18 protein-coding genes are annotated in these 20,909 nt (G+C 37.5%); 3 read left to right on the top strand and 15 right to left on the bottom strand.

The window, feature by feature from the left end:
- Window positions 1–96: 96 nt before the first annotated feature.
- Complete coding sequence (gene sufB, locus ACWPWS_RS22330; RefSeq protein ID WP_454047965.1) at window positions 97–1,545, bottom strand: Fe-S cluster assembly protein SufB; 1,449 nt, start codon at window positions 1,543–1,545, stop codon at window positions 97–99.
- Between the two features lie 83 nt (window positions 1,546–1,628).
- Window positions 1,629–1,958, bottom strand: coding sequence for a HesB/IscA family protein (locus tag ACWPWS_RS22335; protein ID WP_027372006.1), 330 nt, complete (start codon window positions 1,956–1,958; stop codon window positions 1,629–1,631).
- A gap of 213 nt (window positions 1,959–2,171) precedes the next feature.
- Here ACWPWS_RS22335 and ACWPWS_RS22340 point away from each other — a divergent pair, with 213 nt between their 5' ends.
- Together ACWPWS_RS22340 and ACWPWS_RS22345 are read left to right on the top strand one after the other, a co-directional pair.
- Window positions 2,172–3,122: a GLPGLI family protein gene (locus tag ACWPWS_RS22340; protein WP_454047966.1), complete on the top strand. Its 951-nt coding sequence runs from the start codon at window positions 2,172–2,174 to the stop codon at window positions 3,120–3,122.
- 12 nt (window positions 3,123–3,134) lie between these two features.
- Window positions 3,135–3,989 carry a GLPGLI family protein gene (locus ACWPWS_RS22345; protein WP_454047967.1) on the top strand — a complete coding sequence of 285 codons (855 nt, stop codon included), beginning with the start codon at window positions 3,135–3,137 and terminating at the stop codon, window positions 3,987–3,989.
- Window positions 3,990–4,046: 57 nt separating this feature from the next.
- Here the strand turns inward: ACWPWS_RS22345 and ypfJ are convergent, their stop codons facing one another.
- The 13 genes from ypfJ to ACWPWS_RS22410 all read right to left on the bottom strand — a co-directional run bounded on the left by ypfJ (window position 4,047) and on the right by ACWPWS_RS22410 (window position 20,158).
- The gene (gene ypfJ / locus ACWPWS_RS22350; RefSeq protein ID WP_105683087.1) at window positions 4,047–4,910 is read right to left on the bottom strand and encodes a KPN_02809 family neutral zinc metallopeptidase; all 864 of its coding nucleotides are present in this window, start codon (window positions 4,908–4,910) and stop codon (window positions 4,047–4,049) included.
- Between the two features lie 65 nt (window positions 4,911–4,975).
- Window positions 4,976–7,054: an LTA synthase family protein gene (locus tag ACWPWS_RS22355; RefSeq protein ID WP_454047968.1), complete on the bottom strand. Its 2,079-nt coding sequence runs from the start codon at window positions 7,052–7,054 to the stop codon at window positions 4,976–4,978.
- A 168-nt stretch (window positions 7,055–7,222) separates the two neighbouring features.
- A complete protein-coding gene (ribH, locus tag ACWPWS_RS22360; protein ID WP_105683089.1) occupies window positions 7,223–7,741 on the bottom strand; it encodes a 6,7-dimethyl-8-ribityllumazine synthase in 519 nt (172 codons plus the stop codon).
- Window positions 7,742–7,744: 3 nt separating this feature from the next.
- On the bottom strand, window positions 7,745–8,452 hold the full coding sequence (locus ACWPWS_RS22365) for a YfgM family protein (RefSeq protein ID WP_209786380.1): 708 nt from the start codon (window positions 8,450–8,452) through the stop codon (window positions 7,745–7,747).
- A 229-nt stretch (window positions 8,453–8,681) separates the two neighbouring features.
- On the bottom strand, window positions 8,682–9,218 hold the full coding sequence (locus ACWPWS_RS22370) for an adenine phosphoribosyltransferase (RefSeq protein WP_105683091.1): 537 nt from the start codon (window positions 9,216–9,218) through the stop codon (window positions 8,682–8,684).
- Between the two features lie 3 nt (window positions 9,219–9,221).
- Window positions 9,222–10,421: a hypothetical protein gene (locus ACWPWS_RS22375; protein ID WP_105683092.1), complete on the bottom strand. Its 1,200-nt coding sequence runs from the start codon at window positions 10,419–10,421 to the stop codon at window positions 9,222–9,224.
- A 175-nt stretch (window positions 10,422–10,596) separates the two neighbouring features.
- Complete coding sequence (locus ACWPWS_RS22380) at window positions 10,597–11,613, bottom strand: hypothetical protein (RefSeq protein WP_454047969.1); 1,017 nt, start codon at window positions 11,611–11,613, stop codon at window positions 10,597–10,599.
- Between the two features lie 141 nt (window positions 11,614–11,754).
- A complete protein-coding gene (locus tag ACWPWS_RS22385; RefSeq protein ID WP_105683093.1) occupies window positions 11,755–13,086 on the bottom strand; it encodes a quinol:cytochrome C oxidoreductase in 1,332 nt (443 codons plus the stop codon).
- 8 nt (window positions 13,087–13,094) lie between these two features.
- Window positions 13,095–13,784 (bottom strand): c-type cytochrome, encoded by a 690-nt coding sequence (locus tag ACWPWS_RS22390; RefSeq protein ID WP_105683094.1) that lies wholly within the window; start codon window positions 13,782–13,784, stop codon window positions 13,095–13,097.
- Window position 13,785: 1 nt separating this feature from the next.
- Window positions 13,786–14,307: a DUF3341 domain-containing protein gene (locus ACWPWS_RS22395; protein WP_047376185.1), complete on the bottom strand. Its 522-nt coding sequence runs from the start codon at window positions 14,305–14,307 to the stop codon at window positions 13,786–13,788.
- Window positions 14,294–15,691: an NrfD/PsrC family molybdoenzyme membrane anchor subunit gene (nrfD, locus tag ACWPWS_RS22400; protein ID WP_047380200.1), complete on the bottom strand. Its 1,398-nt coding sequence runs from the start codon at window positions 15,689–15,691 to the stop codon at window positions 14,294–14,296. Before nrfD ends, ACWPWS_RS22395 begins: the two co-directional genes overlap by 14 nt.
- A 25-nt stretch (window positions 15,692–15,716) precedes the next feature.
- Window positions 15,717–18,776, bottom strand: coding sequence for a TAT-variant-translocated molybdopterin oxidoreductase (locus ACWPWS_RS22405; RefSeq protein WP_309511773.1), 3,060 nt, complete (start codon window positions 18,774–18,776; stop codon window positions 15,717–15,719).
- A gap of 23 nt (window positions 18,777–18,799) precedes the next feature.
- A complete protein-coding gene (locus ACWPWS_RS22410; protein ID WP_105683096.1) occupies window positions 18,800–20,158 on the bottom strand; it encodes a c-type cytochrome in 1,359 nt (452 codons plus the stop codon).
- A 184-nt stretch (window positions 20,159–20,342) separates the two neighbouring features.
- On the opposite strand from ACWPWS_RS22410, the gene ACWPWS_RS22415 reads away from it, so the two are divergent.
- Entirely contained in the window at window positions 20,343–20,900 is a 558-nt protein-coding gene (locus ACWPWS_RS22415) for an SPOR domain-containing protein (RefSeq protein ID WP_454047970.1), read from the top strand.
- Window positions 20,901–20,909: the final 9 nt, after the last annotated feature.

Genomic DNA, 20,909 nt, shown 5'->3' on the forward strand with positions numbered 1-20,909 from the left:
ACTTATATTCCCGAATAACGGTTTTTAATCTGATAAAAACACTGAAAACCTTGCCATTAATCAGTGGATTTTATCTGATAGATTCTTTTTGGAGGATTATCCCACAGAACCTTCTAATGAAATTTCCAGTAATTTCTGAGCTTCAATAGCAAATTCCATCGGAAGTTTATTTAAAACTTCTTTACTGAAACCATTCACGATCAAAGCAATTGCTCTTTCCGTATCAATACCTCTTTGGTTGCAATAGAAAATCTGGTCTTCCCCAATTTTTGAAGTTGTTGCCTCATGCTCTAACTGAGCCGTTGGATCCTTGATTTCGATATAAGGGAAAGTATGAGCTCCACATTCATTACCCATCAATAAAGAGTCACACTGAGAGAAGTTTCTTGCTCCTTTAGCAGAAGGCATTACTTTCACCTGTCCTCTATATGAGTTTTGAGATTTTCCGGCAGAAATACCTTTAGAAATAATCGTTGATTTGGTATTCTTTCCAATGTGGATCATTTTTGTTCCTGTATCTGCATACTGGTGGTTATTGGTTACCGCAATAGAGTAGAATTCTCCGATAGAGTTGTCTCCTTTAAGGATACAAGACGGATATTTCCATGTTACTGCAGAACCTGTTTCTACCTGAGTCCATGAGATTTTTGCATTTTTTTCGCAAAGTCCTCTTTTTGTTACAAAGTTGAATACACCTCCTTTTCCTTCTTCATTACCAGGATACCAGTTCTGTACCGTTGAATATTTAATCTCAGCATTGTCTAAAGCGATAAGCTCTACAACCGCTGCGTGAAGCTGGTTTTCATCTCTGGAGGGTGCTGTACAACCTTCAAGATAAGAAACATAACTTCCTTCATCCGCTACAAGAAGTGTTCTTTCAAACTGTCCTGTTCCTGCCTGATTGATACGGAAATAAGTGGAAAGCTCCATTGGGCATTTTACGCCTTTTGGAATATAACAGAAACTTCCGTCAGAGAATACTGCGGAGTTCAGAGCTGCATAAAAGTTATCTCCTCTTGGAACTACTTTTCCAAGATATTTTCTTACTAGATCAGGATGGTTTTTAATAGCCTCAGAGATGGAACAGAAAATAATTCCTTTTTCTGCCAATGTATCCTGGAAAGTGGTTTTCACAGAAACTGAGTCCATTACGATATCTACGGCAACTCCAGAAAGTCTTTTTTGTTCTTCGATATTGATTCCTAATTTGGCAAAAGTTGCTAATAATTCAGGATCTACCTCGTCAAGACTTGCCAGTTCAGGCTTTACTTTAGGAGCAGCATAGTAACGGATTGCCTGAAAATCTGGTTTTTCATACTTGATATTAGCCCAGTTAGGCTCTACCATTTTCTGCCAGATTTTGAAAGATTCCAAACGCCATTCAGTCATCCATTCCGGCTCTTCTTTTTTAGCAGAGATGGCACGAACGATGTCCTCATTTAAACCGATCGGGAAATCTTCATAATCAATTTTCGTTTCCCAACCGAATTCATATTTTTTATTTTCTAGATCGACTCTTAAATCGTCTTCTGTATATTTACTCATTATAATTTTTTAGATTTCAGATGTTAGATTTCAGAATTCAGAATGGCTCTGAGGTCTGAAATCTAGGATCTAATGTCTTTTCTCTAAAGACTAAATGATTCCCCGCACCCACATGTTCTGGATGCATTCGGGTTGTTGAAAACAAACCCTTTTCCGTTCAATCCTCCTGAATACTCAAGAGTTGTTCCCGCTAAATAAAGGATGGATTTTTTATCTATAATAATTTTGATGTTATTATCTTCAAAAATCTGATCTGTGTCTGTTTTTTGGTTATCAAACTTTAAAACATACTCTAAACCAGAGCATCCGCCGCTTTTCACCCCTACTCTTATATAATCTTCAGCAGGGTTAAAACCATCTTCCGTCATTAACTGGATGGCTTTCTCCTTTGCATAGTCTGATACTTTTATCATTGTATTTATTTAGAATGATTTAATGATGCAAAAATACGAACTAATTTCCGCAATCTCAAATCGAAGATATCTATTTTAATGATTCTGATATTAATAGCGATTTTCAAGGCAACTATTTATGTTAAAAACAGATAAATTTCTTCTCATCATGTGAAGATTTCATTCCGGATTTTAACCTTGAATCGTATTTTCGATCTATAAAGAAAATAGGTAATGAAACAAAAAGTAGCAGCTTTTTTTGTATTGTTTTTCACGATAGTATCTTATGGTCAGACTACAAGATTTGTTTATGAAACGCTTGTAAATCCGGATTCCATCAATCTGGTGAGCATGAAAAGTGAAAGAACTTTTCTGGATATTAAAGGAGATCATTCTTTATTTATCAGCGAAAATAAATTGAAAAGAGATTCTCTTTTTACTGCTGTCAGATCAGAAATGAAAGAATTTCATAAAAAAGAGGAAAAAGATTTTTCAAAAATAGAAGGAAAGAAAAATTTTGAACCTACTTTTTTTGAATATTTTATTACCAAGACTATTCCCGACCAAAAAGTGTATTATTATGAAAAGGCGGCCGGAAGACAAATTTACTATCAGGAAGACAGACCTGTAAAGTGGGACGTAACAAATATTGTTGAAAAACAAAATGGATATTCCGCTCAAAAAGCAGTTGCTGAGTTTGGAGGAAGAGTGTGGACGGCATGGTTTACCAAAGAAATTCCCTTCTCTGACGGGCCTTATAAATTCTCCGGATTACCCGGACTGATTGTAAAACTGGAAGATGATAAAGGAGATTATAAGTTTGATCTTGCTAAAAAGATGATCATTAAAAATGCTTTTGAAGAACAGGTAAGCTCCGATGCCAAACAAAGTACGAGAGCCAACTTCCATGGGGATAAAGCTGCTCTGGAACTGGAGTTTGGTAAAAACAGAAAAGCAATGGCAGGGAATAATGGAGATGGAAATATGAATTTCGGAGGTGGAAGACATGGTGGCGGAATGGGCGGCGGTGGTATGAATGGAGGAGGAATGAGAGGTGGTCATGGCGGTGGCGGAATGCACAGAGGCGGAATGGGAGGCGATAATCAAGGAGATCCAATATCCCAAAGTCCATCTGCAGGAACTTCTTCTACAACTACAGTCCAGAACCCCATTGAATTAAAATAAATAAAAATATAAATGAAAAAATTAGGTATCATCGCATTAACGCTGTTCATACAGAATGTTTCTGCACAGACAAACAGGTTTGTGTATCAGGTGACTATGAAGCCTGATGCCGAAAATAAAACAGATATCAAGACGGAAAATGCGTATCTGGATATTTCTCCGGAAAAATCAGTGTTTTATTCTGAAAACAGGATTAAAAGAGACTCTATCATGCAAAAAGCATTTCAAGGTGGAGGCGGAAGAGGAAGTATCAACAGAGATCAGATGGAAGGTTTGAGAACGAATATCAACTATTCTGTAGAAAAGGATAAGACGAACCAAAAGACGTATTTTAAAGACAGAATAGGACGTGATCTCTATTCTTATGAAGAAGACCGGCCACTGAACTGGAAAATTGAATCGGAAACAAGAAAAATAGGCGAATACAAGGTTCAGAAGGCAGAAACGGATTTTGGAGGGAGAAAATGGACGGCATGGTTTACAACGGATCTTCCTTATCAGGATGGGCCTTATAAATTCGGAGGACTTCCGGGATTGATTGTAAAAGTTGAAGATGATAAAGGCGATTATTCTTTTGATTTAATGAAGAATTATAAAATTGCTGAGTTTCCCACTTTGAACCAGTTTGGCAATACATTAAAAGTGAAAAGAGGAGATTATTTAAAACAGCAGCAAAAGTTTAAAACTGATCCCATGTCATTTATGAATCAAAGTGGCGGAGGAATTACTGCTCCAATGAGAATAGGCGGTGGAAGAGGTCCTGGAGGTGGTAGTGGAAACCAGAATCCCGCTGATATGAGAAAGAGAATGGAAGAAAGGGTGAAGGAAGAAGCGAAGAAAAATTCTAACCCTATCGAATTGCAATAAGTAAAAAATGCGGTCTTACTCTGAGACCGCATTTTTTTATATCATCTTTTGATAAAATTATTTTAATAGCTGGTTGAAAGTATCACCCTGTCTGATATCTCCGGTGTTGTAACCTTTCATAAACCATTCTTTACGCTGAGCAGAAGATCCGTGAGTGAAGCTTTCCTGGTTCACATATCCCTGTGCTCTTTTCTGGATATTATCATCTCCAACAGCTTCTGCAGCATCTATGGCAGATTCAATGTCTCCGGGCTCCAAAATATGTTTGCTGTCATTGGTTCTTTTGGCCCAGACTCCGGCATAAAAATCAGCCTGTAGCTCTGTAGCAACAGACACTCTGTTCATTTGTTCTTCAGAATATCTTCCGCTTCTTCTTAATTGATCTACTTTTTGGGTCGTTCCTAAAAGAGTCTGCACATGGTGTCCTACTTCGTGAGCAAGAACATAGGCTACTGTAAATTCTGTTACTTTAGCCCCAAACTTTTGCTGAAGTTCACCAAAAAAGCTCATATCCATATAGACTTTCTGATCAGCAGGGCAGTAGAAAGGTCCCATGGCAGATTGAGCAGTACCACATGCTGAAGAAGTTGTATTCTCAAAAAGAACCACCTGAGGAGCGCTATAAGTCATTCCGTTTTCCTTAAAAATCTGATCCCAGGTAAGAATATTCCATTTGGCCATCATATCCACCATTTCTCCGATTTGTTTTTCACTGGCTGTAAGCTCTCTTTGTTCTCCGGAATTTCCTGAAGATTGCATACTGCCGGAATTTAAAATACCGGACGGGTCGCCTCCCAAAAAGAACACGATGGCCGCTATAATTAATGTTCCGAGTCCTCCTCCTACAATCATTCCGCCGCCACCGCCTCCTGAACCACGGCGGTCATCAACGTTTCCGCCTCTGTCGTCTGTCCATTTCATACTAATAAATTTATGGGTTAATTTAAATATTTTACACCAGATTATAAGCGAAAATATCTAGATATTTATCTGTTCAGTTGTTTTGTTTTTAGCCAGTAAGAAGTAGACTGATAGGCTGATACAGCATCATCTACCAGTTTCTGCTCTGGATTTTTTAATAATTTTTCGTCGTAATACAGCTTAAATTCAGGTTTCAGATCACTTTTTTCCAGTTCCAAAGAATATTGTTTTACCTTTTTTACCGGAGAAATAATGGTCAAACGATCCCCTTTGATGAATCCAAGGTCTTGATATGTTGCCACATAAGCTTTAGGCTGGAATTCCTGTCTGAAGACATCCTGTCCTAAAAATTTAGACTGATAGCTGAAATTTAATAATCCAAAAAGAGTAGGCATCACATCTATCTGGGACATCAATGCATCGAATTTCTGAGGCTGAATAAATCCTTCTGAGAAAATCATTGCAGGAATTCTGTATTTATCCATCGGGAGTTCTGTTTTCCCTGCACTGGATGCACAGTGGTCTGCAATAATGACAAAAACAGTGTTTTTATACCAGTCTTGCTTTTTCGCCATATCAAAGAACAGCTTTAGAGAATAATCAGTGTATTTTACACCACCTTCGCGGGATTTTGCCGTTCCCGGGATATCAATTCTTCCGTCAGGATAAGTAAATGGTCTGTGATTGGAAACCGTCATCCAATGATTGAAAAAAGGTTTTCCCGACCTGGCTTCAGCATTCATCACCTGAATAGCTTTTCTTGCCATATCTTCATCAGCAACGCCCCAAACATTGGCAAAAGTAATTTCTTCAGGTTTAAAGTTGTTTCTGTCTACAATACCATAGCCGTTTCCACCGAAGAAGTCCTGCATATTATCAAAATAGCTGTATCCACCATATAAAAACTTTACATCATATCCCTTAGATTTGAAAACGCTTCCGGTTGTGAATTTCTTTTTATTATCATCTCTTTTGATGATACTTTCTCCCGCTGTTGGAGGAATACAAAGCGTCAGGGCTTCCAATCCTCGTACAGTTCTGTTTCCTGTAGCATAAAGATTGGTAAACATCAGGGATTTATCTGCAAGGCTGTCCAGGAAAGGAGTAATTTTTTGTGTATTACCATAGTGTTCCATGAAGTCCGCAGAAAGACTTTCGATAGAGATCAGCACTACATTTTTCTTTGCTTCCGGCTGCTCTGCAACAACGGCTCTTGATAATGTATGTTGTGGATACTGGCTTAAGAAATTCTTTTCGGCCTGCTGCTGATTAATCTGTGAATAAAACTGGAAATAATCCAGTTCATTATGGGTAAAAGCCCAGTAAAACTTAGGAATTCCGTTGGCTTCAATTTCATCGGCAAAAACATTATCAGATTTAATTTGCATCAACGAAGGGATTGCCAGTGCACTCAAAGCACAAAGTACCATAAAACTGCCCAGAAGAACCATTTTTTGTTTAAAATCCGGAAGTTCCAGCAGCTCATCTTTTGTTTTCTTATAAATAAACCAGGTGATGGAAAGGGTAACGATCATGATTCCGGAAAACAACGGAATAACAGGATAGCTTTCCATGATATTTCCAATCACCTCATTGGTGTAAATAAGATAATCTACAGCTATAAAATTATAACGAACTCCAAATTCATTATAAAAGAAGTATTCACTGACTCCGTTGAAGATAATGAGAAGAACATATAATAGTAATGTAATGAAATATAGTGTATTGCGGATCTTGGTTCTCTGTGTAGGAAGGAACAGCATCAATCCGAAGAAAAGAGTCTTTATTCCTACAAACACAAGAGCGATTTCCATGATAGAACCTCCATATTGCTTGAAAATGTTATTGGGAACAAGCCATATATAAAGGAAGAATAGAACCAAAGTCCCCAAAATAATATTGCCGTAAGGTTTTTTATATTTTGAATTGGAAAGAAAGAGGAAGTAAAGGGCAAGAATAGAGCTGGCCAGTATGAAAACAAACACATCATTCACAAGACCTATTAACAAAACTTTTACGACTTCGAAAAATCCGAAACTAGCGGTAGTAATGGGATGAAAAAAGAATACTGTTCTTATTATCAAAGAAATAATAAGATAGAAAATTCCTAAATAGAGGAAAGGTTTTATTTTTTTTAAAAACATGTATTGACTGTTTTTATGAGTTTTCACAAAGATAGTTTTTGTGGAGAACTTTTGATGGAAAAAAAGAAAAACATCCTTTTTATTAATAAGATTTATGAATTAATTTTATCCTAATAAAAAAGGACTATCCAAAAATAGTCCCATTATATAGTCAAAGTGAATAAGCGGTTAAGAGTGGCCGAAACCAATATTCCCTTTCTTATCAGATAAATTCTTTTTGAAATCAATCATTCTAAGAGCTGTTACGGCTGCTTCTACACCTTTATTCCCAAGGTCACCGCCGCTTCTTGCAATAGACTGTTCCTTTGTATCATCTGTTAATACACAGAAAATTGTAGGAGTATCCGTCATGATATTACAATCTTTAATTCCCTGTGCTACAGCAGAACATACATAATCAAAATGAGGCGTTTCCCCACGGATCACACATCCTATAGAGATTATTGCGTCATATTTTCTCTCTTTGCAAAGCTGCATACTTGCATAGCTTAATTCAAAAGCTCCGGGAACAGGGAAAAGTTTGATGTTTTCAGGTTTTACCCCTTCTTTTTCAAGAATTTCCAAAGCTGCATCACGAAGATTGTAGGTTACAAAATCATTCCACTCAGAAAAAACAATGCCGATAGAAAAATCTTCGGCATTAGTTATATGAAGTGGCTTGTAATCGGAAAGATTAACTGTTGCCATTTTTTAATAATATTTAGTCATTTCAATATAAGAATCAGACATTCCGTTGTCGTAGTCCTGATATTTCTCGTCAATTGCTGAGAAGTACTTTTTAGCTTCTGTATTTTTCTTTAATCCTAAAGCAACAATACCTGCTTTTCTTGTGAAATAATAGGTTGTATAAGGATCATCAGATGCTGTTGCAGCCTGGTCTAGCAAACCTAAAGCCTCATCATTTTTGTTAAGACCTGATTTAGCATCTGCCATAGCTCCGTACTTCATTGCCATCAAAGTTTTGTTTTTGGAAGAGAATTTATCTAAAAGATCATAAGCTTCCTGGAACTTTCCTTCTTTGAATTTTAATAAACCGGCATTGTAAGAAGAAAGTTTACCGATTTCAGTAGAAGAATATTCATTAGCTGTACCTATAAAACCAGGGTTAGCTGCAGATTTTCCACCTAGAGCATCTTTATCTTTGCCTTCTGCAAGGTTTTTTTGAGCAGCAAGGAAACTTTTTACAGCTTCAGTGTTCTTTGGAGCAACTACGAATTGCTTATAAGCAAAGAATCCTAAAACTCCTAAAATCAATACTCCAAATACCAAACCAAGAGGTTTTGAATATTTTTCAACGAATCTTTCAGTGTTTAAAGCTTCTCTGTCAAGGTCTTTAAAGAACTCAACTGTTTCTTTACCTTCTTGCTCGTTCTGAGCACTCTTTCCCAATTTTGCCATAAGTTTTTAAAAATTGAAATGCAAATTTAATTGTTTCTGAGAGATTTACAAAATACTTTGTGAGTATTATTGATGAAATTTTGTGAATTGTTAATCGTGAGTGACGAATTTATTAAAAAAAGATGCTTCGACTGAGCTTAGCGTGACCCTTCTAATACTACTTGTTCTCATCTCACAGTAAATTATTAGCGTTGTCATGCTGAGCCTGTCGAAGCATGTATATTATATCTTAATATCCTAAAATATGGTAGATTTCAGCACCGAATTTTTTCAGTTTTTCATCACCGTTTAAGCCTTCTAAGCCTATAAGGAAACTAAACTGTGAAACAATTGCTCCCTGCTTTTCTACTAATTTAGCTGCTGCTTCTGTAGTGCCTCCTGTTGCTAAAAGATCATCGTGAATTAAAACTCTTTGTCCAGGTTTTATCTGTCCTTCACGGGTTTCGATAATAGCACTTCCATATTCCAGATCATATTTTTCTGAAATGATGGGAGGAGGAAGTTTTCCGGCTTTTCTGATTAAGATGAATGGAACTTCCAATGCCACAGCGATAGCGATTCCGAAGAGGTAACCACGGCTTTCAATTCCGCATACTGCATCTATTTTTCCTTTACTGAAGGCTGCAAGATCAGCAATAACATCTTCATAAAGTTTTGGGTCTAAAAAGATGGGTGAAATATCCTTAAACTGTATTCCCGGAATAGGAAAATCGGGTATATTTTCAATTGTTTCTTCTAGTTTCTTGATCAGTTCTGCTGAAGCCATTTATTAATTGATTTTATAGCTGGAAATTTTCCAGTCTCCATTTACATTTTTAAGCCCGAAAGTTACTTTTAAAGAAGTCGTCTTACCGCTTTTATCCGTTACGTCATAAGTAGCGTTTACGCTGGCACTGTTTGCATTAGCACCGCTGGTAGTAATATTCTTTACACTTACGTTTTTTACCGATCCAAAACCTGAAGTAGGGTTTGAAAAGGATTCATAACTTCCCCAGCTTGGATTGCTTGCTGTTTCGTATGCTGCTTTTAAATTCTGAGAACTTACACTGTTCAAAAATTTGCTTACGGTATTTTTAGGGTCTGCTGTCGGTTGCTTTGGCGCTGCAGGAGCTGCAGGAGTGGCTGTTGCAGGATCAGTTGTTGCACCAGGAGTAGCTGTTGGATTGTTTGGATCAATTACAGCACTTGGTTGTTCAGGAACAGCGGTTGAATCAGTTTTAGGAACTGTAGGAACTTTTAACGCTGCTGCATTTACATCAAGACCGATTTTAGACATTTTGAAAGTCTTAGCCGTTGTTTTTACAGAAACCGTGATATCAATTTTATTGTCTATTACTTTTGCTGCCGGAATAGAGGAGAATTTTAAATTGAATCCTTTAAAGTTATTATCCTGCATCAGGTTTTTAGCAGTAGCCAGTCTTACCCCGTTACTGAACACTTCAAGAGTGGCTTCCAGACCAGCTCCTGTGAAAGATACAGGATTTCCGGCTGCATCTACAAGTCTTGGAACAATCTGAATTGCCGTAGGCGCTCCGGTTCCGTCATCTCCTGTAGGTCTTGTTACAAGGCTTAATGATCCTGCTTTTACATCATTAGGATCGCTTTCTTTGGCTTTATCATCTCCGAAGATATTCATTTCTCCAAGTGATGGTGGAGCAGTACTTGCCCATTCTATTCCGTTTTTCTGTGCAACTTCGTCAGCCAGAGACATGATTTCAGGAACTTTTTTCCCGTTAATCAGTTTCCCAAGAGCTTTTAATTCATTGATATCACCATCTGCCTCTACTCCAAATGTTTTAAGGATATAAAGAGCTTCATTAAACTTAATCTGCTTAATGGTAGGTAAACTGGAAGTCATATCATTGATACTTGACTGCAGTGTTTTAGTATTCGTAGCATCTACATGATCTTTCTTACATGCTGTAAAAAGCAACAGACTGAAAACAAGTAGAAAAGAAAACTTTTTCATTTTTATTTGGTTTGTTGCAAATTTAATAAAACCTTTATTAATACTGGATTTTATTTTTTACTTTATGTTTTTTGCTGAATTATTATTCTTTTCCGAAAATGTATGCTGTTCTTTTAATTTTAGAATTCAATCGGAATATTTACACCATGGAAAGTAGTGCTGAACAGCGTTTCTATTATTTTTTATTGGTTTGTTCTTTTAGATCACCTTTGAAAAAACTACTAAAAATAGTCTGCATATTGGGAAATGATGAATCCTGCCAGTAAGATGTTTTGTAATTGCTGTTGTCTTTATCAAATTTCACTTTCTCAATATCATTGTCATTGCTAAAATTAAGTTCTGTAGGATAAAAGTTGGTATAAAGTGTTATCTGATTGTAATTGGGTTCACTTTTATGTTTCAGTTTTACAAAAACAAGTTCATTATATTCCAGGAAATCTTTAAGGGTCTTTTCTGATCCTTTTTCAAAAGACATGTTTAAAATTGTTTTTATATCGTAAAACCGATATCCAAAGAATGAAAATTCTTTATCCTGAAGAGCAGCACCCGTCACCTCTATTTGGTCTTTGTATTCACCCTTCACCTCTTTAATGGTATTTCTTTTAGTTTTATATTCTTCCGGATTTCCAACATTTTTTAGTTTGGGCAGCTCCAGAGAATTGCTATAGTCCCATTTTGAAGTTTCTTTTTTCTCATTTTTAGAGTCTGCCAGTCTGAATACTCTGTACTGTTCTACGTTGGTACTTTTCAGTTTTTTTGTTTTATTATCAAAAATGTAGGTTACAATTCCGTCTGCATAGCTATTCAGTTTATTGTTTACCGTTACATAAGCATTAAAGTTTCCTTTGATAAAAATGTATTTGGCGGGCTTATTATTTTTGATCACTACGGTTTCAATTTCCTTTACCTGATCATTGATTTTTATCACAGATTGATCAAAGTCGGAATAGGATAGGGTGGCCACCGGAAAATTATTATAAACAAGCTGAAACTTTTCCTGGGAAGGCGACAGAGATTGTTTGTCGATCTTGCCTTCAATATCCGAATATGCGAGAATAGCTCCATCTTTTCCAAACACAGAAACTCTGGGAAGAGGATTATTACTTTTTTCAGAAACGAACGTGATTGTCTGAGCCTGAATAAAACTATAGAGAAACAGAAAGAAGGAGTAAATGAAAAGTTTTGTTTTCATAATAAGATTTTGTTTTTGGTTGTTGATCTCATTATAGAGACGCATAACGAACAGAATGGTTGCCTGTTGATGGATATGCATAAAAAAAAGACTGATCGTTTTACCAATCAGTCTTTTATATTTTTATTTTGTTACAAGTCCTTAGAAAGGATACTCATAAATTTCAGATTCGTGTAAGAATGGGTTTCCTGTAGGAATCAACTTCAGTTTAGATAAAGCTGAAAGAACAGTAAACATAAATAATCCTGCTACGAATAGAACTGCTCCTAGGATTAACAAGAATACTTCAGGAGTGTTCCAGTATGGTCCTACCGTTCCCGGCATTACCATGTTGAAGTAATCTAAAAGGTGTCCTAAGATCACTACTACTGCCATTGTGGTAACTACTTTGTAGTTTCTCTTGATGCTGCTGCTTACTAATACCAATAGCGGTAATAAGAAGTTAACAATCAGCATTGGTAAAAACGTAGTACCATAGTGCTGGAATCTACCGAAGAAGTAGTTAACCTCTTCCGGAACGTTTGCATACCAGTAAAGCATGAACTGAGCGAACCATGTATATGTCCAAAGCATACTTGTAGCGAAAAGGAAAACTCCTAAATCGTGTAAGTGGTTGTCATTGAACTGTGGTAAGAAACCATTTTTCTTAAGATAAACACTTAATAAGATGATGACAGCAATACCACTTGATAGGCAGCTAACCATTGAATACCAGATATACATTGTAGAGTACCAGTGAGGGTCAATAGACATCAACCAGTCCCAAGCCCAAGCTGCAGAAGCAAATCCGAAGAATGCGATATATCCTACTGCCCATCTGTAAAGAAATTGATATTCTACTTTTGATTTTGTCTCGTCTACTTTTTTAGACTGAGCTTTCAGTTTCCAAGCGAAGAAAGAAGCACCTAGTACATAGATGAACGTTCTGATTGCATAGAAAGGAATATTTAAGAATCTTTTCTTTTCAAATAGGATCACGTCAAAATGAGCAGACTCTGGATTTGTCAATTCAGGGTCCATCCAATGGAATAAATGACCATTATGAGTGATGTTTAAGATCATCAGGATAATCAGGATTGCACCACCGTAAGGAATATAAGAAGCAATAGCCTCCATTACTCTTGTGATGATAATAGGCCATCCTGCGTGAGCTGCGTGCTGAATACAGTAGAAGAACAGTACAGCGCAACTTACTCCAAAGAAAAAGACAGCTACAAAATGCAGCGATGCTAATGGCTGGTTGTGAACCTGAAGCTCAGCATGCTCTAAATGAGCTGCGTGATCCTGTGGTCCCACCATTTCACTTGAGTGTGTAGGAGCATTATGACCAGAAGCATGAACAGCTTCCATCATTTGTTCTATTTTCTCAGTAGAAATTCCTTTGTTCAAAAAGAAACCAATACCGAAAAGAACTAAACCTACAACAAGAAGTATTATAGAAGTTGATTTTAATTTTGGTGAAAAACTATACATTTCTTTTCTTATTTTTTAGTTTCGGTAGTCGTTTCAGTTGTTGCTGGTGCCGCCGCTGTAGCTGCTGCCGGTGCTGCTGCTCCTTTTTTGAAAGCACTCATCACATACAATGCCACTCTCCATCTGTCTCCTGCGTTCAGTTGTCCCGCATAAGATCCCATTGCATTTCTACCGTTTGTTAATACATAATGAACAGATCCTACAGTAATTTCTCTGTCTGCATAGTTGGGTACTCCGGAGAATGCCCCACTTTGTACGATAGGTCCTTGTCCATCACCTCCTGTTCCGTGACATGCCGCACAAGTGTGATCAAACAATATTTTTCCTCTTTCAATATCCTTAGCTGCATTAGCCGGGTTTAGAGGAGATACTGTAAGTTTTTTAGAAGCTTCATACCCAGCGTTGTACTCGTCAACATTTTTAGGTAATAAGCTTTCTTCAAAAACGCCATCTTTATTTTGAGCAACTGATCCTTCTACTGGAGAAAGACCTGTTGCACCACTATTTTTAACAAAAGCAGGAATTTCATTTTCATGATCTGAATAAGCATCCTGAGCTTTCATCAATGGATCATAAGCTACCGGAAAATACATGTCCGGGAAATATACCAGCGGAGTATTCTCCTTTGGTCCGCAAGAGTTAAGTAAAACTGTTGTTAAACCTAAAACTGCTGTAATTTTTAATACATTCTTTTTCATTTTAAGCGTCTTTAACAGTTATTTCTTCAACTCCAGTTTCAATAAGCAACTGTTTTACAGATTCTACATCTTCAGTTACAAATTCCATCATGAATTTATCATCAGTAGTTCTCGGGTCTGGGTTCTGAGCTGGAGCTCCCGGATACATTTTGTTTCTAACCAAGAAAGTTAAAGACATCATGTGAGCAGCACAGAATACCATTAATTCGAACATTGGAACTACGAATGCCGGCATGTTGTGTGCCCAGTCGAAAGCTGGTTTACCACCGATATTCTGCGGCCAGTCATGATTCATCACATACCAAGTTACAGTAGCACCGATAGTAACACCGTAAAGAGCATATAAGAATGCGGCATCAGAAATTCTTGTTTTCTTTAACCCTAAAGCCTTGTCTAGTCCGTGAACCGGAAACGGAGTATATACTTCGTTTATCGCGATTCCTTTATCGTTGAATGCTTTAACGCCGTTCATTAAATCGTCGTCGTCAGCATAAAGTCCGTATACAATTTTAGTGGTGCTCATCTCCTTCTTTTGCTTTATAAGTTTCACCTGAGATTTTCAAAATCGATTTTAATTCAGCCTGTGCAATTACAGGGAATGTTCTTGCGTACAATAAGAATAATACAGAGAAGAATCCGATAGTTCCTAAATATACACCCACATCAATGATCGTTGGCTTAAACATTGTCCATGATCCTGGTAAGTAGTCTCTTGAAAGGTTGATAACGATGATATCAAAACGCTCAAACCACATACCGATGTTGATGATTAATGCAACAATGAATGTCCAGATAATGTTCGTTCTAAGTCTTTTGAACCAGAAAGAAGCAGGAACCACAAGGTTACAGATGATCAATGACCAGAATGCCCACCAGTAAGGTCCTACAGCAGCACCTGGAGAAAGATATGTGAAATCTTCAAATCTAGATCCTGAGTACCATCCGATGAAATATTCAGTAGCATAAGCTACAGTTACCATACCCCCTGTAAGAACGATTACGATGTTCATAATTTCAATATGATACATTGTAATATATTCTTCTAAGTGACACACTTTTCTTGCAATTAACAATAGTGTCTGTACCATTGCAAATCCTGAGAAGATCGCCCCAGCAACGAAGTAAGGAGGATAGATTGTTGAGTGCCATCCTTTAATAACTGAAGTTGCGAAGTCAAAAGATACGGTAGTGTGTACTGAGAATACAAGTGGAGTAGCCAAACCTGCAAGAACCAAAGAAAGTTCTTCGAATCTTTGCCAGTGTTTTGCTTTACCACCCCAACCGAATGCAAGGAATGTATAAATTTTCTTAGTCCAAGGAGTTTTAGCTCTATCTCTGATCATTGCAAAGTCAGGGATTAGTCCCATGAACCAGAATACAGTTGATACTGAGAAATACGTCGAGATCGCAAATACGTCCCAAAGTAGAGGAGAGTTAAAGTTCCCCCAAAGAGAACCGAACTGGTTTGGTAAAGGGAATACCCAGTATCCAACCCAAACTCTACCCATGTGGATTACAGGGAAGATTGCTGCCTGTACAACCGCAAAGATCGTCATCGCCTCTGCAGATCTGTTTACAGACATTCTCCATCTCTGTCTAAATAATAATAATACTGCGGAGATTAGGGTCCCGGCGTGACCGATACCTACCCACCATACGAAGTTGGTAATATCCCAACCCCAGTTAATAGTTCTGTTAAGCCCCCATGCTCCAATACCTGTCCCGATAGTGTAAGCGATACAGCCGAATCCATAGAGGAATAGAACTAGTGCAGCATATAATGAGATCCACCATAATTTACCTGCTCTTTCTTCGATAGGTCGTGCGATATCTTCTGTAATATCGTGATAAGTTTTGTGACCAATAATTAGAGGTTCCCTTATCGGAGCTTCGTAATGTCCTGACATTTTTTACCTATTTATTATTTAAACTTTATTTTTCTACTCTGTTTCTTACTTTAGTGTGATAGAACACGTTTGGTTTTGTTCCGATCTCCTCTAGTAAATAATATCTTCTGTTAGAGGCATATACCTTTCTAATAGAAGAATCTTTATCATTCATGTCTCCAAATGTCATTGCTCCAGTAGAACAAGCTTTAGAACAAGCAGTCTGGAATTCTCCATCCTTCACTCTTCTTCCCTCTTTCTTAGCCTCAAGAATAGTATTCTGAGTCATTTGGATACACATTGAACATTTCTCCATTACCCCTCTAGTTCTTACAACTACGTCTGGGTTAAGTACCATTCTTCCTAAATCATTGTTCATGTTGAAATCGAACTTCTCATTTAGGTTATAAGTAAACCAGTTGAAACGTCTTACTTTGTACGGACAGTTGTTTGCACAATATCTTGTACCGATACATCTGTTGTAAGCCATATGGTTTTGACCTTGCTTACCGTGTGAAGTAGCCGCTACCGGACATACAGTTTCACATGGAGCGTGGTTACAGTGCTGACACATTACAGGTTGGAAGATTACATCCGGATTATCTGCAGGGTGGTTTAATGCACCTCCGTCTCCGAAAGCGGTACCGTACAATTCTGGTACAGCCATTCCTTCTTTCAATCCTTCGTATACTTCTACTTTTTGTCTTGAAGAATAGTAACGGTCAATTCTTAACCAATACATATCTCTAGACATTCTTACCTCTTCTTTACCTACTACAGGAACGTTGTTCTCAGCCTGACAAGCAATAATACATGCTCCACAACCTGTACAAGAGTTCAAGTCAATAGATAAGTTGAAGTGAGGACCATCAGTATCATCAAATGCATCCCAAAGGTCAATTTTTCTTGCTGGAAGAGCTCCACTGATTGTGTGGTATTCCAAAGGCTTGTTCCATCCTTTGTGCTCGTCATCAAATGGTACGTTGATGAATTCAGCTAAAGGAACTTCCTTCGCGATTTCGTAACGACCCATTAATGTATTTTGAAGCTGGATACCTGCGAATTCGTGATCTTCTCCTGTCTTCTCGATTTTAACTCCGGAAAGAACAAGGTTTGAACCATCGAATAAAGGATAAGCATTTACCCCTGTATCAGCAGTTGCTCCTGAGTTTTTCTTACCATAACCAAGCGCAAGACCTACTGATCCTTCTGCTTGACCTGGCTGTACGAATACAGGAACGTCTTTTATTGTAACTCCGTTTACCGTAAGGTTTACGATAGAACCATCTAACTGCATTCTCGCGTTAAGGTCGTTATCGATCGCAAACTTTTCTGCATCTTTTGGAGAAATTGTCAAGTAGTTATCCCAAGACATTCTAGTGATTGGATCAGGTAACTCTTGTAACCAAGGGTTGTTTGCCTGAGTTCCGTCTCCCATTGAAGTCGTAGTGTATAATACTAATTCTAATTCGGAAGCTTTGAAGTTTCCTAATTCAGCAACAGCCTGAGCCGCGTTTCCACCAGCGTAAGATAATGTTGTTGAATTGGTAGAAGCATTGATCCCGTTATATAATGCTTTGTTGAAAGAAGTACCACCTAAAAGTGAAGCAGAGCTTGCCTTTAAATAATCGTAGTAGTTGTTTGCCGCATTATTTTTACCATTTTTCCAAACCAATAGAGATTCTTCAATCTGTCTTGATTTGTAGATCTTCTGGATCGTTGGCTGCATTAATGAATATACTCCTGTCTGTGGTTCGATATCTCCCCAAGACTCTAACCAGTTAGCAACCGGAATTACAGCTTTCGCTGCTTTGTACATTTCATTTTTCTTATCAGCAACAGCAATTACATAAGGAACTTTTGATAAAGACTTTTTGAAGTCTTCTCCTTTTGGATGAGCATAGATAGGATCTACATTGTTGGTAACTAATACACCAACTTGTCCACCATTTACCCAACCTAGGAATTCCTGATATCTTGCACCGTTGAATTCTTTTAGGAAGTTTGCTTTACCAGTGAAAGCTACTGAACCTAATTTTTGGTTTATTAAGTGTGCTAAAACCTGTGCTCCTTTAGAACCGTCAGCAAAAACAACAGCTTTGCTTCCTTTTGCTTTCAATTCGTTTGCAATTTCAGTAGCAGTCTTATCAGAAGTACCACCACCTACGATTGCGTTATAAACTTCAACTAATGTTTTGTTTACTGCACTTGGCTTTAATCTGTATCTTGAGTCAGCGTTAGCACCCGTTAATGACATGTTAGATTCCACTTGAATGTGTCTCAACATGGTTGCACTTGGTTTTCTAGCTGCTGCATAAGAAGACTCTAAGCTGGATGCATTATAATCTCCTAAGAAATCAGCCTGGAAAGAAACTACCAACTCAGAACCGTTAAGGTCATAAACAGGTAATGCTCTTTGTCCGAATACTTCCTGAGCAGCATCTAGTCCTGCAGCATAAGGATATGCATCGAAGGTTACCAGTTCAGCTGTAGGATATTTAGCTTTGAATTCAGCGAATAGCTTTTTGAAAGTTGGCGAAGCAAAAGAGTGTGATAAAACCACAATCTTTTTGCCTGACGCTTTAGCTTCTTCCAAACCTTTGATTACAAAACTGTCTACTTTATCGAAAGTTTCGTCTTTACCGTCTAGTTTAGGCTGTTTTACTTTATCGTTATCATAAAGAGAAAGTACACTTGCCTGAGCTCTTGCATTAGTTTTACCTAAGTCACCACCAGCCGGGTTTGGTTCAATCTTAATGGGTCTACCTTCTCTAGTTTTTACTAAAACACTAGCGAAATCGAAACCATCAAAATATGTTGAAGCGTAATAGTTAGGGATTCCCGGAATAATATCATGCGGCTTTACCACATAAGGAATCGTTTTGATTACCGGAGCTTCGCAGGCAGCTAATGTTACTGCTGCTGTAGAGAATCCTAGTAATTTAAGGAAATCTCTTCTTGAAGTACTTGATCCGTTTGTCTCAGCATCTCCAAGGAAATCTTCTACCGGAATTTCTTCCTGAAACTCTTTCTGAGCCAGCTTATTATTCAAAGCTGGATCTTTAAGTTCATGAATACTTCTGAATTGTATTTTGTTTGAAGCCATTTATACTTCTAATTTTTTAGTTATTAATAATGACATTTACCACACTCAAGACCTCCAATTGCATCTACAGTGATCTTACCTCCATCTTGTGGATATTGTTTTTTCAACTTGTCATGTAGATTTTTGAAGTACTCTTTATTATAACCGTTGTTCATATCAACTTCAGTTGTTCTGTGGCACTCGATACACCATCCCATAGTAAAGTCGTTAGCCATCTGAACAACATTCATTGTGTCAATTTTACCGTGACAAGCTTTACATACAACATCAATTTTGTTGTTAGGATTCTTTTTGTTGAAAGAATTGATGATCGCTTGTTCTCCAGCAATTACGTGCTGAGAGTGGTTGAAGTAAACGAAATCTGGCATGTTGTGGATTCTTGTCCATTCAACCGGCTGTGTTTTTCCTGTGTACTGTTGTTTTGCAGGATCCCAACCTGTTGCAGCGTAGATCTTCTGGATTTCTCCGTCATAGAATGCCTTGTCTTTTCCTGGCTCCATGTAGTGATCTGCGTTGTATTCAGAAATTGTTCTGTGACAGTTCATACAAACGTTCATAGAAGGGATCTCAGATACTTTTCCGTATTTAGCACTAGAGTGACATAACTGACAGTCAATTTTCTGTTCTCCAGCGTGGATTTTGTGAGAGAAGTAGATAGGCTGCTCAGGTTTGTACCCTTTGTAAACCCCGATCCACATTAACCAGTTCCATACTCCGTAAGCGGCTAAAATAGCAAGAATTGCCAATAACCCTTTACCAATGAAGTGGAACTTCTCATACATTTCGCTGAAAGAACGAACTCTTGTTTCATTAAGTCCTGCTAATTCTTCGGATTGACCTAAAGTTACCAATTGTCTTAGTTTAACCAAGATCCAAACCAGTAAACCTGCAATCGCTAAAAGTGAAATGATGACAACGTTTGTTGTAGTTTTGTCTGCAGGTGCTGCCGCAGTAGCGTCAGTTGCAGGAGTTGCTTCCGGCTTTTTCTCCTCCGGAGCGGGAGGATTAGTTGTGAAAGCTAAAATGTCGTCAATATCCTTATCTGTAAGATTTGGAAAGACCTGCATTTCAGTCTTGTTAAACTTTTCAAAAATCTCATTGGCGTATTTATCCCCAGAAGCTCTTAGAGCTTTGTTGTCTTTGATCCACTTGTGAAGCCAATCTTTGTCTACACCACCTTCTGTCTTTACACGTTCTACAACCCCTTTTAATGGTGGTCCTACAACTTGTTTGTCCAGCGCGTGACATGCAGTACAATTCGCTTTGAAAAGTTTCTCTCCGTTTTTAGGATCGCCGTCTTGCCCGTAAAATGAAGCACTGGTTGATAGCAATAAGCCTATTGCGATCAACGTTTTTTTATAATGCTTTCTCCAACTAATCATTTAAATTATCTTATGTTAGTAAATTATTGAACATTCAATCAATTCCGCAAAAATAATATTTTTAACAGGAATTTAACGGTATATCGAAAAGGGAAAATATCATTTACGTTTAATTTGTATTGATTCTAAATAACCAGTTTGGTATAGTTTTTTAATTTGTATAAATTTGCGGAAACAAGTTTAAATGAGAAATCTAATCAAAATATTTTCGATATTATCATTATTTGGATTTTATAATATTGAAGCACAGCAGGTTGTTAAAAAAGATACCCTATCGGGAACGGAGCTTGTCATAACGATGGATTCTAAAATTAACGCTGCTTTGGAAGGAGTTGAAAGTAAATGTGCGAAAGTTGCCCCTACAAATTCCTCTAAAGATTTTAGCAACAATGATAGTGGAATTTCTACGGGAATCAACACAAAACCTCCTAAGATCTTTGTGCCGAGCAGAGAACTTACCAATGCGGAGATTTGTAGAAAAAATCCTAGAATTTTAGGGTTCAAAATTCAGATTACGACAGTGAAAAGCAATGAAGAGGCTAATGAGGTGAAGTCGTATTTCAGAAAAAGATTCCCTAATCTGAAAGTGGAAACGGATGCGTCTTTAAGACCTAATTACAAAATTTTAGCCGGAAGTTATTTCACAAAACAAAGCGCTGCCAGTGATCTTTCCAGAATCAGAGAATACTTTAAATCTGCTGTAGCAGTACAGTACAGAATTTTCTGTGCGGAGGCAAAATAGGAGTAATTT

The organism is Chryseobacterium sp. Marseille-Q8038 (genome assembly GCF_965111995.1).

Coding starts and splice junctions, on each gene's coding strand:
- sufB (WP_454047965.1), bottom strand. CDS start 1,545: ATGAGTAAATATACAGAAGACGATTTAAGAGTCGATCTAGAAAATAAA.
- ACWPWS_RS22335 (WP_027372006.1), bottom strand. CDS start 1,958: ATGATAAAAGTATCAGACTATGCAAAGGAGAAAGCCATCCAGTTAATG.
- ACWPWS_RS22340 (WP_454047966.1), top strand. CDS start 2,172: ATGAAACAAAAAGTAGCAGCTTTTTTTGTATTGTTTTTCACGATAGTA.
- ACWPWS_RS22345 (WP_454047967.1), top strand. CDS start 3,135: ATGAAAAAATTAGGTATCATCGCATTAACGCTGTTCATACAGAATGTT.
- ypfJ (WP_105683087.1), bottom strand. CDS start 4,910: ATGAAATGGACAGACGACAGAGGCGGAAACGTTGATGACCGCCGTGGT.
- ACWPWS_RS22355 (WP_454047968.1), bottom strand. CDS start 7,054: ATGTTTTTAAAAAAAATAAAACCTTTCCTCTATTTAGGAATTTTCTAT.
- ribH (WP_105683089.1), bottom strand. CDS start 7,741: ATGGCAACAGTTAATCTTTCCGATTACAAGCCACTTCATATAACTAAT.
- ACWPWS_RS22365 (WP_209786380.1), bottom strand. CDS start 8,452: ATGGCAAAATTGGGAAAGAGTGCTCAGAACGAGCAAGAAGGTAAAGAA.
- ACWPWS_RS22370 (WP_105683091.1), bottom strand. CDS start 9,218: ATGGCTTCAGCAGAACTGATCAAGAAACTAGAAGAAACAATTGAAAAT.
- ACWPWS_RS22375 (WP_105683092.1), bottom strand. CDS start 10,421: ATGAAAAAGTTTTCTTTTCTACTTGTTTTCAGTCTGTTGCTTTTTACA.
- ACWPWS_RS22380 (WP_454047969.1), bottom strand. CDS start 11,613: ATGAAAACAAAACTTTTCATTTACTCCTTCTTTCTGTTTCTCTATAGT.
- ACWPWS_RS22385 (WP_105683093.1), bottom strand. CDS start 13,086: ATGTATAGTTTTTCACCAAAATTAAAATCAACTTCTATAATACTTCTT.
- ACWPWS_RS22390 (WP_105683094.1), bottom strand. CDS start 13,784: ATGAAAAAGAATGTATTAAAAATTACAGCAGTTTTAGGTTTAACAACA.
- ACWPWS_RS22395 (WP_047376185.1), bottom strand. CDS start 14,307: ATGAGCACCACTAAAATTGTATACGGACTTTATGCTGACGACGACGAT.
- nrfD (WP_047380200.1), bottom strand. CDS start 15,691: ATGTCAGGACATTACGAAGCTCCGATAAGGGAACCTCTAATTATTGGT.
- ACWPWS_RS22405 (WP_309511773.1), bottom strand. CDS start 18,776: ATGGCTTCAAACAAAATACAATTCAGAAGTATTCATGAACTTAAAGAT.
- ACWPWS_RS22410 (WP_105683096.1), bottom strand. CDS start 20,158: ATGATTAGTTGGAGAAAGCATTATAAAAAAACGTTGATCGCAATAGGC.
- ACWPWS_RS22415 (WP_454047970.1), top strand. CDS start 20,343: ATGAGAAATCTAATCAAAATATTTTCGATATTATCATTATTTGGATTT.